The 13,752-nt window shown below is 52.2% G+C and carries 11 protein-coding genes; 4 read left to right on the top strand and 7 right to left on the bottom strand.

Going from position 1 to position 13,752, the window contains the following annotated elements; all coding sequences use genetic code 11:
* The first annotated feature begins 6 nt into the window (after nt 1–6).
* Genes glsA through cobO form a run of 3 tightly spaced genes read left to right on the top strand, consistent with a single transcriptional unit; the run spans nt 7 to nt 3,333 of the window.
* Nucleotides 7–1,008, top strand: coding sequence for a glutaminase A (gene glsA, locus FDX14_RS06345; protein WP_137349211.1), 1,002 nt, complete (start codon nt 7–9; stop codon nt 1,006–1,008).
* 60 nt (nt 1,009–1,068) lie between these two features.
* Complete coding sequence (locus tag FDX14_RS06350; RefSeq protein ID WP_137349212.1) at nt 1,069–2,721, top strand: class I fumarate hydratase; 1,653 nt, start codon at nt 1,069–1,071, stop codon at nt 2,719–2,721.
* A 9-nt stretch (nt 2,722–2,730) separates the two neighbouring features.
* Complete coding sequence (cobO, locus tag FDX14_RS06355) at nt 2,731–3,333, top strand: cob(I)yrinic acid a,c-diamide adenosyltransferase (protein ID WP_137349213.1); 603 nt, start codon at nt 2,731–2,733, stop codon at nt 3,331–3,333.
* A gap of 82 nt (nt 3,334–3,415) precedes the next feature.
* Here cobO and FDX14_RS06360 read toward each other — a convergent pair whose 3' ends face one another.
* Nucleotides 3,416–4,318 carry a LysR family transcriptional regulator gene (locus FDX14_RS06360; RefSeq protein ID WP_042309703.1) on the bottom strand — a complete coding sequence of 301 codons (903 nt, stop codon included), beginning with the start codon at nt 4,316–4,318 and terminating at the stop codon, nt 3,416–3,418.
* 405 nt (nt 4,319–4,723) lie between these two features.
* Between FDX14_RS06360 and cobA the strand changes: the two genes are divergently transcribed.
* The gene (gene cobA / locus FDX14_RS06365; RefSeq protein WP_137349214.1) at nt 4,724–5,512 is read left to right on the top strand and encodes a uroporphyrinogen-III C-methyltransferase; all 789 of its coding nucleotides are present in this window, start codon (nt 4,724–4,726) and stop codon (nt 5,510–5,512) included.
* Here the strand turns inward: cobA and FDX14_RS06370 are convergent.
* From FDX14_RS06370 to sdhB, 6 genes are all read right to left on the bottom strand, one after another.
* On the bottom strand, nt 5,491–6,381 hold the full coding sequence (locus FDX14_RS06370) for a PocR ligand-binding domain-containing protein (RefSeq protein ID WP_137349215.1): 891 nt from the start codon (nt 6,379–6,381) through the stop codon (nt 5,491–5,493). The genes cobA and FDX14_RS06370 overlap by 22 nt on opposite strands.
* 225 nt (nt 6,382–6,606) lie before the next feature.
* Nucleotides 6,607–7,476 carry a succinate--CoA ligase subunit alpha gene (gene sucD, locus FDX14_RS06375; protein WP_003022929.1) on the bottom strand — a complete coding sequence of 290 codons (870 nt, stop codon included), beginning with the start codon at nt 7,474–7,476 and terminating at the stop codon, nt 6,607–6,609.
* Entirely contained in the window at nt 7,476–8,642 is a 1,167-nt protein-coding gene (gene sucC / locus FDX14_RS06380) for an ADP-forming succinate--CoA ligase subunit beta (protein WP_038638897.1), read from the bottom strand. The genes sucD and sucC overlap by 1 nt, the downstream gene beginning before the upstream one ends.
* A 91-nt stretch (nt 8,643–8,733) precedes the next feature.
* On the bottom strand, nt 8,734–9,957 hold the full coding sequence (odhB, locus tag FDX14_RS06385; protein WP_137349216.1) for a 2-oxoglutarate dehydrogenase complex dihydrolipoyllysine-residue succinyltransferase: 1,224 nt from the start codon (nt 9,955–9,957) through the stop codon (nt 8,734–8,736).
* A gap of 14 nt (nt 9,958–9,971) precedes the next feature.
* Nucleotides 9,972–12,773, bottom strand: a complete 2,802-nt coding sequence (gene sucA / locus FDX14_RS06390) for a 2-oxoglutarate dehydrogenase E1 component (RefSeq protein ID WP_038638891.1) — start codon at nt 12,771–12,773, stop codon at nt 9,972–9,974.
* Between the two features lie 260 nt (nt 12,774–13,033).
* Nucleotides 13,034–13,750, bottom strand: coding sequence for a succinate dehydrogenase iron-sulfur subunit SdhB (sdhB, locus tag FDX14_RS06395; protein WP_038638888.1), 717 nt, complete (start codon nt 13,748–13,750; stop codon nt 13,034–13,036).
* Nucleotides 13,751–13,752 lie beyond the last annotated feature (2 nt).

Raw genomic sequence — 13,752 nt, forward strand, 5'->3', positions numbered from 1 at the left:
TACACCATGAATAAAACTCTTCTCGGCGTGAGTATTTTTTCCTTCAGCGTTTTGTTTAGCGCAACGACTCTCGCGCAAACCACGCCGGATTACGCAAAGATTATCGACCAGGCACATCAGAAATATAAAAGTAACAACGATGGCAAAGTCGCCGACTACATCCCTGCCCTGGCGACCTACAGCCCGAAAAATTTTGCCATCACCATTGCCACGGTGGACGGCAAGATCTATCAGGTGGGCGATGTTAACAAGCCCTTCCCAATGGAATCCCTGAGTAAAGTCTTCACCCTGGCGCTCGCCATGGAACAGCATGGCCCACAGGTAGTCCTGGAGAAACTTGGGGCCAATGCCACCGGCATGCCGTTCAATTCAGGTTTAGCGGTAGAACTGACTAAAGGCGCGCCGGAAAACCCGCTGGTAAACGCCGGGGCGATGAGCACCGTTAGCCTGATCGAAGCCAAAGATAAAACCGATCGCTGGAACAAAATCCTCGACAACCTGAACGTCTGGGCTGATGCCACACTCACCGTGAACGAGCCGGTTTTCAAATCCGAGATGGAAACCAACCAGCACAACCAGGCGCTGGCGAAGCTGATGGAATCCTATAACAGCTTCTATGGCAACACAGACGACGCTGTCGAAATTTATACCCGTCAGTGCTCAGTCGATATCACCGTTGAGCAACTGGCCAAAATGGGCGCGGTACTCGCCAACAAAGGCAAATCACCGTTCAACGGTAAGCAATTGCTGAATGAAAAATATGTCCCGCAGGTACTGGCTGAAATGGCCATTGCCGGATTGTACGACGGTAGTGGTAAGTGGCTGTACACCGTAGGCATCCCGGCGAAAAGCGGCGTCGGCGGTGGGATGGTTGCCGTTGTGCCAGGCGAATATGCGATAGCCGTCTATTCCCCGCCGCTGGATGAAGCCGGTAACAGCGTTCGTGCACAGAAAACGATCGAATATGTCGCCGAAGCGACCGAAGCGAATGTCTTTTTAGCAAAATAACTCTATGCCGGATGGCGCTTCGCTTATCCGGCAAACAACACGAAGAGGTGAGAAGTAAACATGTCTAAACCATTTGTCTGGCAGGAACTCTTTGTTCAGGGTAAAGATAGTACCGAATATGAATTACTGAGTAATCAGCACGTTACAGTTTCTGAGTTAGACGGAGAGGAAGTGATTAAGGTTGCTCCAGAAGCGTTAACCTTATTAGCACAGCAGGCATTTTATGAGGCTTCATTCTTCCTGCGCGCCGGACATTTGAAACAGATCGCCAGCATTCTGCACGATCCACAGGCCAGCGGTAACGATAAGTATGTTGCATTGCAGCTACTGCGCAACGCTGAAGTTTCGGCCAAAGGCGTGCTGCCTAACTGTCAGGATACCGGAACGGCAACGATTGTGGCCTGCAAAGGTCAGCATGTCTGGACCGGCGGCGATGACGCAGAAGCGTTAAGCAAAGGCGTGTATACCACTTTCACCGAAAACAACCTGCGTTATTCGCAAAATGCCCCGCTGGATATGTACACCGAGGTCAATACTCAGACTAACCTGCCGGCACAAATCGATATCAGCGCCACGCCGGGTAATGAATACCGCTTCCTGTTCGTCAACAAAGGCGGCGGCTCGGCCAACAAAGCGGCGCTGTTCCAGGAAACAAAATCCATTCTGCAGCCGGAAAAGCTCACCGCCTTTCTGATCGAAAAAATGAAATCACTGGGCACAGCCGCCTGCCCGCCGTATCACATCGCTTTCGTCGTTGGAGGCTTGTCTGCCGACCAGACGCTGAAAGTCGCCAAGCTGGCGTCAACCAAGTATTACGATAACCTGCCCACCAGCGGGAACGAACTGGGTCAGGCGTTCCGCGATACGGCCCTGGAAGCCGAGTTACTCAATGCCAGCCGCGAGTTTGGTATCGGCGCGCAGTTTGGCGGCAAGTACTTTGCACACGATATCCGCGTGATTCGCCTGCCGCGTCACGGGGGGTCTTGTCCTATCGCCATGGCCCTCTCCTGCTCAGCCGACCGCAACATTAAGGCTAAAATTAACAAACACGGTATCTGGCTGGAGAAACTGGAGCATAACCCGGGCAAGTTCATACCTGATTCCCAACGGGTAGAAAATGGTGCCCAAACCGTACAGTTGGATCTCAACCGCCCGCTACGCGAGATTCTGCACGACCTGTCCGCTCTGCCTATCGGTACTCGTTTGTCGTTAAGTGGCCCAATTGTTGTCGCCCGTGATATTGCCCACGCTAACATCAAAGCGCGCCTGGATAACGGCGAACCGATGCCGGAATACATGAAAAAGCATATTGTTTATTACGCTGGTCCCGCCAAAACGCCGGAGAATCAGGCCTGTGGTTCAATGGGTCCCACCACCGGCGGGCGCATGGATGGGTATGTCGATGCTTTCCAGGCACAAGGCGGCAGTCTCATTATGCTCACCAAGGGTAACCGCAGCCAACAGGTCACTGATGCCTGCCATAAACACGGTGGGTTTAGCCTCGGCAGCATCGGCGGCGCCGCGGCCCTGCTTGCACAACAGTACGTGAAAAGCCTGCACTGCCTGGAATATCCCGAACTGGGAATGGAAGCGGTCTGGATGATGGAAGTTAAAAATATGCCGGCCTTCGTGTTAGTCGACGACAAAGGTAATAACTTCTTTAGTCAGTTTGAGCAGCAGCATCGCTGCGCAACCTGTCCGGCAGGACATTAAGGAGCATCAATGGAAGCGCGAGCCAATAATGACAGACACCGCCAGCGTCAGCAGAAACTGAAAGAACAGGTTGATACCCGCGTGGCGGCGGCAACGGAGAAGAAAGGGATCCTGATTGTCTTCACCGGCAACGGTAAAGGGAAATCCACCGCAGCCTTTGGCACGGCAACGCGCGCGGTTGGTCACGGAAAAACCGTTGGCATCGCGCAGTTTATCAAAGGTCAGTGGGATAATGGCGAGTACAACACCCTGCAACCGCTCGGCGTTGAATTCCATATTATGGGCACCGGGTTTACCTGGGAAACCCAAAACCGGCAAGCGGATATCGAGGCGGCAATGGTAGTCTGGCAAGAAAGTAAGCGCATGCTGGCTGATGCGCATTACGATCTGGTGGTACTGGATGAACTGACTTACATGTTGGCTTACCACTATCTGGATACCCAGGAGGTTCTCAGCGCCATCGAAAATCGCCCTGTCGGACAAAGTGTTATCGTCACCGGACGCGGATGCCACGCACTGTTGCTGGAACTGGCCGATACGGTCAGCGAAATTCGCCCGGTCAAGCACGCGTTTGACAGCGGTATTCAGGCGCAGGTGGGAATCGACTGGTAACTATTCTTTTGCCGGATAACGACGCGCTGGCGTCTTATCCGGCCTACCGTTCTTTGCAGGCCTGACAAGGCACACGGTACTATCAGGCAGGCGATACCACAGATTTATTCAACAGCCAGTCCCGGAAGATCTGTAAATGCACAGATTCCGCTTTCTCTTCACGCCACGTCATGATGAAACGGTTCCCGGTGCGCATCGGGACATCGCAAGGAATGACCATATCACCGCTGTCCAGATCGTGCTGAATGGCAAAACGAGGAAGCAACGCCACGCCAAGATTAGAGCGAACCGCCGCAATCAGCATCGACAACAGATCAAACCTTGGACCTTTATTGACCAGTGGACTGCTGACATCGGACAGCGCAAACCATTCCTGCCAACCCTTGATACGCGTGCTTTGGTGCAAAAGCGGGAATTCGTTCAGTAACTCCTCGACTGCCAGTTTCCGATCCGGTTCGGCCAGCAAGCAGCGGCTACATACCGGCAGGATTTCCTCTTCAAACAGGTACTCAACGCCCGACCATGGCGAGTAGAAATCTTCACGCATGATTGCCGCGTCATACTCCCGATTGAGAAAATCACCAATATTCGCCAGCGAATGGATATTGACGATAATATCAGGATTGAGTTTATTGAACTCGCGCAGGTTCGGAATCAGCCAATGCGTGCTGAAGGTCGGATTCACTGCCAGCTCAATAACCTGCACCGTCGGCTGCCAGGTCATTATCGTCGTCGTATCTCGCTCGAGTTTATTTAACGTTTCTTTAACGATACTTAAATAATGTTTGCCCGCCGCATTTAAAAAAATGCGTTTCTTGGCATGATTAAATAGCGAGGTATTCAGAAAATCCTCCAGCGCATTCACCTGGCGGAAAACAGCACTTTGTGTTAAAGCCAGCTCTTCAGCAGCCCGGGTATAACTTTCGTGACGCGCAACAACTTCAAAAGTTACCAGCAACTCCGTCTTCGGTATTTTTCCTCTCATAACCTCTTCCATATGCAGCGTACAAAAATAGTTTAATTTATAAAAAATAATTCAAGACACCCAGATAAGCATCGAGAGTTATATTTTATTTCATCCATTGATGTCATTGATCCAATCCATGATTTACTCATACTGATGGCGGATAAATATTAACCAATAATACTCAAGCACAACAATAAACACAATTTAAATAAGGTTAAACCTATGCAAATAGTGCCAATAAGTTCTTAATAATTTTTCAAGTTAACTTGTTTATTGCAGAAAAAACTTTGCGAGATTAATCAATATTATCCATGCCATAATTTTAGATAATTTCACGTTATAACTTACGGGCAAACGACTGCTTTTAATCATTCCTTGATGTAGTTTCTGCCTTTTTTTGTTAGACGTGATAAAGGACACAATGTGAAAACTTTCGGAAAGGTCTGGCTCGTTGGAGCAGGTCCTGGTGATATTTCATTGCTCACCCTCAAAGCGATGATGTGCATTAAACAGGCTGATGTCATTATTTACGATCGGCTGGTCAATCCTAAAATTTTGGAATGGGCATTACCTGATTGCCTGCTTATCAATGTCGGCAAAAATCCAGGCTATCATTGTGTTCCTCAGGATGAAATTAACACATTACTGGTCCAGTATGCCCAAACACATAGCAACATCGTACGCCTGAAAGGGGGCGATCCTTATGTGTTTGGTCGTGGGGCCGAAGAAGTTGAGGATCTTGTTGAAACGGGTATCCCATTTGAAGTTGTGCCGGGTATCAGTTCTACCATCGGCGGCCTGACCTATGCCGGAATTCCGGTGACGCATCGCGATTTCGCCTCCGGTTTTCACGTGGTGACAGGCCATACGCGGGAAGGCAACCAGCAGCAGGACTGGCGTCAACTGGCGAAGCTAAATGGCACGCTGGTTATCGTCATGGGTATCGCCAATCTGGCGTTTATCTGCGAAGAGCTGTTGATGGGCGGTAAATCAGCAGATACACCCGCTGCGCTAATTATGTCCGCCACCCGGGAGAATCAACGCCGACTAACCTGTACGCTCGGTTCATTACTGAGCAAAGCGCAGGAGGCTAACATTGCTCCACCTGCGCTGATTGTTATTGGTGAGGTGGTGACCCTGAGCGATCGGCTCTCTTTTATACCCGACGCCATCACCTTGCCAGAAGATCTTTACTGCGAAAGCCTGGCATGACGAAAAGACTGGGGCGACGTTTGATGCGCCGCCCTGAAAACGCGGCAAAAGTAGCTGGTTTGCGCGTATTGAAGTTTCCTGGCAATACTGTCTATTGAATGCTCAGGGTCGTGCAACAACTCCCCCGCTTTCTGCATTTTTTTCTGACTCACCCAGGTTTTAAAATTAACGCCCAGCCGTTTCTTAAAAAATCGGCTGAAATAATTCGCGCTTAAGCACACATGCGCCGCGACGGATTCCAGGGATAATTCACCATATAAATTCTCATCAATATAACGCAGCGCCGCCAGAAGTTTTTTCTCATGACGGGAAGGTTCAGTAACATAATGACGAATGTAACGGATCGGTGAAACTGAAACTTGAGCGGATTGTTGTTCTTCCGCATAATTATCAACAATAAAACTTAACAAATTAGCCGACGCTACCAGCGTATTATTATCCACTACCGCAACCTGACCCCATTCAGCTTTTATTTTGGGGTCATCCATCCATGAGAATTTATTACCAATAACAATAGTTTTATATTCCTGATACTTTGGCCGGACCTGTCCGCAGACAATAAAACCATAAAGATGCCCTTCATCAATTAATGGCATCGAGAACAGACTTAACCCGGCATGACAGGTGAGTATTCTGGGCTTAAGCTGTTTTAACCCCTCAAAAGCACACTGCTTATCGCATTTTTGGCAGTCCACACGATAGCGCTCATCCGCCCGCATTAATCTGCAGAAAGAATTAAAATTATGACAATCTGAGAGTGGCTTACCATTAATATCAATAACAACCGTGGCTAACCCGGTCGCACGGGAGAATATTTCGGCTATCGAGAAAAAACCGTGTAAATAATCATTCTGAATTTTCAGCAGCACGCTCTCCTCCAGCACTCATAATATTAAAACCGATAATATGCAGAATTTAACCAAGAGAAAGAATGATGTTGACCGCAAAAAATAATCTCATTTGTGCAGATGATTATGATCAATTGGCAAGAAAAATATTTAAGGACAAAAAAAAGGCCATCATCAGATGGCCAACCATGTCGAAACGGGACCAGCCCTTGACCATGCAGATAGTCAGGGCTGTTTTTTTACTTCTTACTTAATAACGGTTTTCAGCGCTTCGCCGATATCGGCCAGGCTGCGAACGGTTTTCACGCCAGCAGCTTCCAGAGCCGCGAATTTCTCGTCAGCGGTACCCTTACCACCAGCGATGATCGCACCGGCGTGGCCCATACGTTTGCCTTTCGGCGCGGTGACGCCCGCGATGTAACCGACAACCGGCTTGGTGACGTGATCTTTAATGTACGCCGCCGCTTCTTCTTCCGCGCTACCGCCGATCTCGCCGATCATCACGATCGCTTCAGTCTGCGGATCTTCCTGGAACAGCTTCAGAATGTCGATGAAGTTAGAGCCCGGAATCGGGTCGCCGCCGATACCGACACAGGTGGACTGGCCGAAACCGTAGTCGGTGGTCTGCTTAACCGCTTCATAGGTCAGCGTACCGGAACGGGAAACGATACCCACTTTACCCGGCTTGTGAATGTGACCCGGCATGATGCCGATTTTGCATTCGCCCGGGGTGATCACGCCTGGGCAGTTCGGGCCGATCATGCGCACGCCAGCTTCATCCAGCTTCACCTTCACGGTCAGCATATCCAGCGTCGGGATACCTTCGGTGATGGTGATAATCAGTTTGATGCCTGCATCAATCGCTTCCAGAATGGAGTCTTTGCAGAACGGTGCCGGAACGTAGATAACGGTGGCGGTTGCGCCGGTCGCTTCTACCGCTTCACGTACGGTGTTGAACACCGGCAGCCCCAGGTGCGTGGTGCCGCCTTTGCCAGGCGTAACACCGCCGACCATTTGTGTACCGTAAGCAATCGCTTGTTCAGAGTGGAATGTCCCCTGGCTACCGGTGAAGCCCTGGCAGATAACCTTGGTATCTTTATTAATTAAAACTGACATTATTTCCCCTCCACTGCGGCAACAACCTGCTGAGCTGCATCCGTCAGACTTTTCGCTGCAATAATATTCAGGCCGCTATCAGCCAGTTTTTTCGCGCCGAGTTCGGCGTTGTTGCCTTCCAGACGAACGACAACCGGAACGTTAACGCCCACTTCCGCTACCGCGCCGATGATACCGTCAGCGATCAGGTCACAGCGTACGATACCGCCGAAGATGTTAACCAGTACGGCTTTTACATTGTCATCGGAGAGGATGATTTTGAACGCTTCGGTCACGCGCTCTTTGGTCGCGCCGCCGCCCACGTCGAGGAAGTTAGCCGGTTCGCCGCCGTGCAGTTTAACGATATCCATGGTGCCCATTGCCAGGCCCGCGCCGTTAACCATACAGCCGATGTTGCCGTCCAGCGCAACGTAGTTCAGTTCCCACTGTGCCGCCTGCGCTTCACGCGGATCTTCCTGAGACTGGTCGCGCATTTCACGCAGGTCAGCCTGGCGGAACAGCGCGTTGCCGTCAGCGCCCAGTTTGCCGTCGAGGCAGATCAGATCGCCCTGTTTGGTTACTACCAGCGGGTTGATTTCGATCAGCGCCAGGTCGCGCTCCAGGAAAATAGTCGCCAGCCCCATGAAGATTTTGGTGAATTGCTGAACCTGTTTACCTTCCAGACCCAGTTTGAACGCCAGCTCACGCCCCTGGTAAGGCATCGGTCCTGCCAGCGGATCCAGCGCCACTTTGTGGATCAGGTGCGGGGTTTCTTCCGCTACTTTTTCGATTTCCACGCCGCCTTCAGTCGAAGCCATAAAGACCACGCGACGGGAACTACGGTCAACCACTGCGCCGAGGTAAAGTTCTTTACCGATGTCGGTCGCCGCTTCAACCAGAATCTGATTTACCGGTTGACCATTAGCGTCTGTCTGGTAAGTCACCAGACGTTTCCCCAGCCAGTGCTCAGCAAAAGCGCGAATGTCTTCTTTGCTGTTAACAACCTTCACACCGCCCGCTTTACCACGGCCACCAGCGTGAACCTGACATTTCACTACCCACGGGCCTGCGCCGATTTTAGATGCGGCTTCTTCAGCTTCACGCGGAGTATTACAGGCATAACCCACCGGTGCCGGTAAGCCATAGCGGGCAAAAAGTTGTTTTGCCTGATATTCATGTAAGTTCATGTGTTCTGTCCATCCTTCAGGTAATCGTTATCTTTTACCCGTAGGTCTGATAAGGCGTCCAGACCTACGGGGCAGGTGATACTCTTTTTCGTTACACGTCCAGCAGCAGACGCGTTGGATCTTCCAGCAACTCTTTAATGGTTACCAGGAAGCCTACTGACTCACGACCATCGATCAGACGGTGGTCATAAGACAGCGCCAGATACATCATCGGCAGAATTTCAACCTTGCCGTCTACCGCCATCGGACGATCTTTGATGGCATGCATACCCAGGATGGCGCTCTGCGGTGGGTTGATGATCGGCGTAGACATCAGGGAACCGAACACGCCACCGTTAGTGATGGTGAAGTTACCGCCCGTCAGATCTTCAACCGTCAACTTGCCGTCGCGACCTTTTACTGCCAGTTCTTTAATGTTCTTCTCAATGTCAGCCATACCCAGCAGATCCACATCACGCAGGACCGGCGTTACCAAGCCGCGCGGCGTGGAGACCGCCATGCTGACATCAAAGTAGTTGTGGTACACCACGTCATCGCCATCGATGGACGCGTTGACTTCCGGATAGCGTTTCAGCGCTTCAACCACCGCTTTCACGTAGAAAGACATAAAGCCCAGACGGATACCGTGGCGTTTCTCGAACGCGTCGCCGTACTGCTTACGCAGATCCATGATTGGCTTCATGTTGACTTCGTTGAACGTGGTCAGCATGGCGGTGGAGTTTTTCGCTTCCAGCAGACGTTCGGCTACGCGTTTGCGCAGACGGGTCATCGGTACACGTTTTTCGCCACGCGCACCCAGTTGAGGCTGTGGCGCTGGCGCGGCTGCTGGCGCTTTGGCTTCGTCTTTTGCTGCCGGCGCTTTGGCCAGATGCTTTTCCACATCTTCGCGGGTGATGCGGCCACCGACGCCAGTGCCTTTGATGGCGCTGGCTTCGAGGTTATGTTCACCGAGCAGGCGACGGATCGCCGGGCTCAGGGCATCGTTGTTCTGCTCTGCAAGCGACGCCTGCTGGCGCTGTGCCGGAGTAGAATCTTTCTCTTCAGACTTGGCACTGGTTTCTTTACCAGTGCTATTGCCTTCACGCAAGCGACCGAGGATCTGGCGGGAGGTGACGGTTGTCCCTTCATCTTCCAGAACCGCATCAAGGATACCGTCCGCTGATGCCGGTACTTCCAGTACCACTTTGTCAGTTTCGATTTCTACCAGTACTTCATCACGACGTACTGCATCGCCCGGTTTTTTGTGCCAGGTTGCAACCGTTGCATCCGCTACGGATTCAGGCAGGTCGGGAACAAGAATATCTACGCTACTCATTATTTATCCTTTATTTAATCGACGTTCAGCGCGTCATTAACCAGATCTTGTTGCTGTTTCTGGTGAACGGACATATACCCTACTGCCGGAGAGGCAGAGGCCGGGCGACCTGCATAACGCAGAGCGGACCCAAATGGAATCACTTCACGGAAATGATGCTGACTGCAGTACCATGCGCCCTGGTTGAGCGGCTCTTCCTGGCACCAGACAAAATCATGTACGTGAGCAAACGGTTTCAGCGCTTCCTGCACCGCTTTATGCGGGAACGGATAGAGCTGTTCGATGCGCACAATGGCAACATCTTTTTGGTCATTCTTGCGGCGTTGCTCCAGCAGGTCGTAATAAACCTTACCAGAACACATCACAACACGCTTCACGCCTTTCGGATCAAGTTCATCGACTTCGCCAATAGCCGGCAGGAAGGTGCCATTTGCCAGTTCGTCCAGCGTAGACACCGCCAGCGGGTGACGCAGCAGCGACTTCGGTGACATCACCACCAGCGGACGACGCATACCGCGCAGCGCCTGACGACGCAGCATGTGGTACACCTGTGCCGGGGTGGACGGGACGCAAACCTGCATGTTTTGCTCAGCGCAAAGTTGCAGATAACGTTCCAGACGCGCGGAGGAGTGCTCCGGGCCCTGACCTTCGTAGCCGTGCGGCAGCAGCATAACCAGACCGCACATACGACCCCATTTTTGTTCGCCGGAAGAGATGAACTGGTCGATAACGACCTGAGCACCGTTGGCGAAGTCACCGAACTGGGCTTCCCAGATAGTCAGAGTGCGCGGTTCTGCCGTGGCGTAACCGTATTCAAACGCCAGCACCGCTTCTTCAGACAGTACGGAGTCCCATACGCGGAACGTGCCCTGGCCGTTATGCACATGCTGCAGCGGCGTGTAGGTTGAACCGTTCGCCTGGTTATGAATAACCGCGTGGCGGTGGAAGAAGGTTCCGCGACCGGAATCTTCACCCGACAGACGAACCGGAATGCCTTCGTCAACCAGTGTGGCGTAAGCCAGATTCTCTGCGCCCCCCCAGTCGAACAGCTTCTCGCCTGCGGCCATGGCCTGACGATCGCCGTAAATTTTGGCAACGCGCGACTGCATTTCAACCGCTTCAGGTACAGTGCTGATGCGTTTAGCCAGCTCCTGCAGACGCTTCATCTCAACTTTGTTCGGGTAGCTTTCATCCCATTCGTGGTTGAGATATGGCGACCAGGTGAAGGAGTGCATGTTCATCGGACGCCACTCTTTCACTACGCACTCGCCAGCATCCAGCGCATCGCGATACAGGTTGACCATTTCGGTCGCATCTTCCAGCGTGGCGACTTTGTCCGCTTCCAGCTTGTCGGCGTAGATTTTGCGCGGGGTCGGATGCTTTTTGATTTTCTGATACATCAGCGGCTGGGTTGCGCTCGGCTCATCGGCTTCGTTATGGCCGTGACGGCGGTAGCACACCAGATCGATGAAGACATCGCGTTTGAAGGTATTACGGAAGTCCAGCGCCAGACGCGTGACGAAAGCGACTGCTTCCGGGTCATCCGCATTGACGTGGAAAATCGGCGCCTGAACCATCTTACCGATGTCGGTACAATATGGGGTAGAACGCGCATCCAACGGGTTAGAGGTAGTGAAGCCCACCTGGTTGTTGATAACGATGCGAACGGTACCGCCCACTTCGTAACCACGCGCTTTCGACATGTTCAGGGTTTCCTGCACCACGCCCTGCCCGGTCACCGCCGCATCACCATGAATGGTGATAGGCAGGACTTTATTGCTGCTCGGCTCATCCAGACGATCCAGACGCGCACGGACGGAACCGATTACCACCGGGCTAACAATTTCCAGGTGTGACGGGTTAAACGCCAGCGCCAGGTGTACCAGACCGCCTTCGGTTTCGATATCTGACGAGAAGCCCATGTGGTACTTCACGTCGCCAGTGCCGAGATGTTCTTTATGTTTGCCCGCGAATTCGTCGAACAGATCCTGCGGCTTTTTACCCAGCACGTTGACCAGTACGTTCAGACGACCACGGTGCGCCATGCCCAGCACCACTTCACGCGTACCACTGTTACCCGCGTGGCGGATCATCTCTTTCAGCATCGGAATTAACGCATCACCGCCTTCCAGCGAGAAGCGTTTTGCACCCGGGAACTTCGCGCCCAGGTAACGTTCCAGACCTTCCGCTGCGGTCAGTTCGCTGAGGAAGCGTTTTTTCTCTTCACTACTAAACGCGGCGCGGCCAGACTCGATGCGCTGCTGAAGCCAGCGTTTTTCTTCGGTGCTGGTGATGTGCATATACTCGGCGCCAATCGGGCCGCAGTAGGTTTGTTTCAGCGCAACAACCAGGTCGCTCAGCTTCATGGTGTCTTTGCCGCCGGCAAAAGAACCTACGTTAAAGCTTTCCTGGAAATCCGCATCGGTCAGATCGTGGAAAGACGGATCCAGATCGGCCACTTTCTCTTGCTGCCACAGTCCCAGCGGATCGAGATTCGCATGTTGATGACCGCGGAAACGGTAGGCGTTAATGAGCTGCAGGACTTTAACCTGCTTCACATTGGCATCAGGGTCGGAAATAGAAGAAGAGTAACGTGGGGTAATCAACGCCTGCCGACGGAAATAATCACGTGTTTTTGAGTGGAGTTGATCCGGTTTGACTCCGGTGCCAGGTAACTGCTGGAACGTCGAACGCCAGTTAGCATCTACCGAGTCAGGGTCGGTTAAGAAGTCTTCATAGAGCTGTTCTATCCAGCTCTGGTTCGAGCCAGAGAGGTAAGAAGAGTCCAACCAGGCTTTCAAAGCGCTGTTCTGCATCGTGATCCCTTAAGCATTTGTATGCTTACTTCGCCGTGGATACTACCACGCACACCGATGTGCGTGCCGGGGTTCACTTGCGAGCTCTTTTTGTTTGGCTCGCGAAGGAACCTTTAAAAACTGTCTAATCATGTGGCAGTTTTTAGAGGTTTCCTACATTAACAATTTGCCTGATGGCGCTTCACTTATCCGGCCTACGGGATTGTACCTGTAGGCCGGATAAGACGTTTACGTCGCCATCCGGCAACCACTACAACAACTTACGCACTACGCTTGAGCAGCATCGACTTAATATGGCCGATGGCGCGCGTCGGGTTCAGCCCCTTAGGACATACGCTGACGCAGTTCATGATGCTGTGACAGCGGAATACGCTGAAAGCGTCACTTAAACCTTCCAGGCGGCTGTCGGTCTCGGTATCGCGGCTGTCAATCAGGAAGCGATACGCGGCCAGCAGACCAGCCGGACCGATGAACTTGTCCGGGTTCCACCAGAATGATGGGCAGGACGTTGAGCAGCATGCACACAAAATACATTCATACAACCCATCGAGCTTCTCACGCTGCTCTGGCATTTGTAAATGCTCGCGAGCCGGTGGATTTTTCCCATTATTCAATAAGTAAGGCTTAATCTTCTCATACTGTGCGTAGAATTGTCCCATGTCTACCACCAAATCGCGCACAACCGGTAAACCCGGCAGCGGGCGAATGACAATTTTCTTGCCCGGCTGATTCAGCGCAGAAACAGGTGTGATACAGGCCAGTCCATTTTTGCCGTTCATGTTCAGACCGTCAGAGCCGCAGACCCCTTCACGGCAGGAGCGACGAAACGATAGCGACGGATCTTTTTCTTTCAGCTGCATCAATGCATCCAGCAGCATCATGTCGCGCCCTTCTTCCGCTTCCAGGGTGTAATCCTGCATGCGCGGAGCATCGTCAACGTCCGGGTTATAGCGATAAACTGAAAACTCGAGTTTCATTG

It is taken from the genome of Citrobacter sp. wls710, from assembly GCF_005281115.1.
GTDB lineage: Bacteria > Pseudomonadota > Gammaproteobacteria > Enterobacterales > Enterobacteriaceae > Citrobacter > Citrobacter werkmanii.

Excerpts from the sequence above, each read along its gene's own strand:
- glsA (WP_137349211.1), top strand. The coding sequence starts at position 7 with ATGAATAAAACTCTTCTCGGCGTGAGTATTTTTTCCTTCAGCGTTTTG.
- FDX14_RS06350 (WP_137349212.1), top strand. The coding sequence starts at position 1,069 with ATGTCTAAACCATTTGTCTGGCAGGAACTCTTTGTTCAGGGTAAAGAT.
- cobO (WP_137349213.1), top strand. The coding sequence starts at position 2,731 with ATGGAAGCGCGAGCCAATAATGACAGACACCGCCAGCGTCAGCAGAAA.
- FDX14_RS06360 (WP_042309703.1), bottom strand. The coding sequence starts at position 4,318 with ATGAGAGGAAAAATACCGAAGACGGAGTTGCTGGTAACTTTTGAAGTT.
- sucD (WP_003022929.1), bottom strand. The coding sequence starts at position 7,476 with ATGTCAGTTTTAATTAATAAAGATACCAAGGTTATCTGCCAGGGCTTC.
- sucC (WP_038638897.1), bottom strand. The coding sequence starts at position 8,642 with ATGAACTTACATGAATATCAGGCAAAACAACTTTTTGCCCGCTATGGC.
- odhB (WP_137349216.1), bottom strand. The coding sequence starts at position 9,957 with ATGAGTAGCGTAGATATTCTTGTTCCCGACCTGCCTGAATCCGTAGCG.
- sucA (WP_038638891.1), bottom strand. The coding sequence starts at position 12,773 with ATGCAGAACAGCGCTTTGAAAGCCTGGTTGGACTCTTCTTACCTCTCT.
- sdhB (WP_038638888.1), bottom strand. The coding sequence starts at position 13,750 with ATGAAACTCGAGTTTTCAGTTTATCGCTATAACCCGGACGTTGACGAT.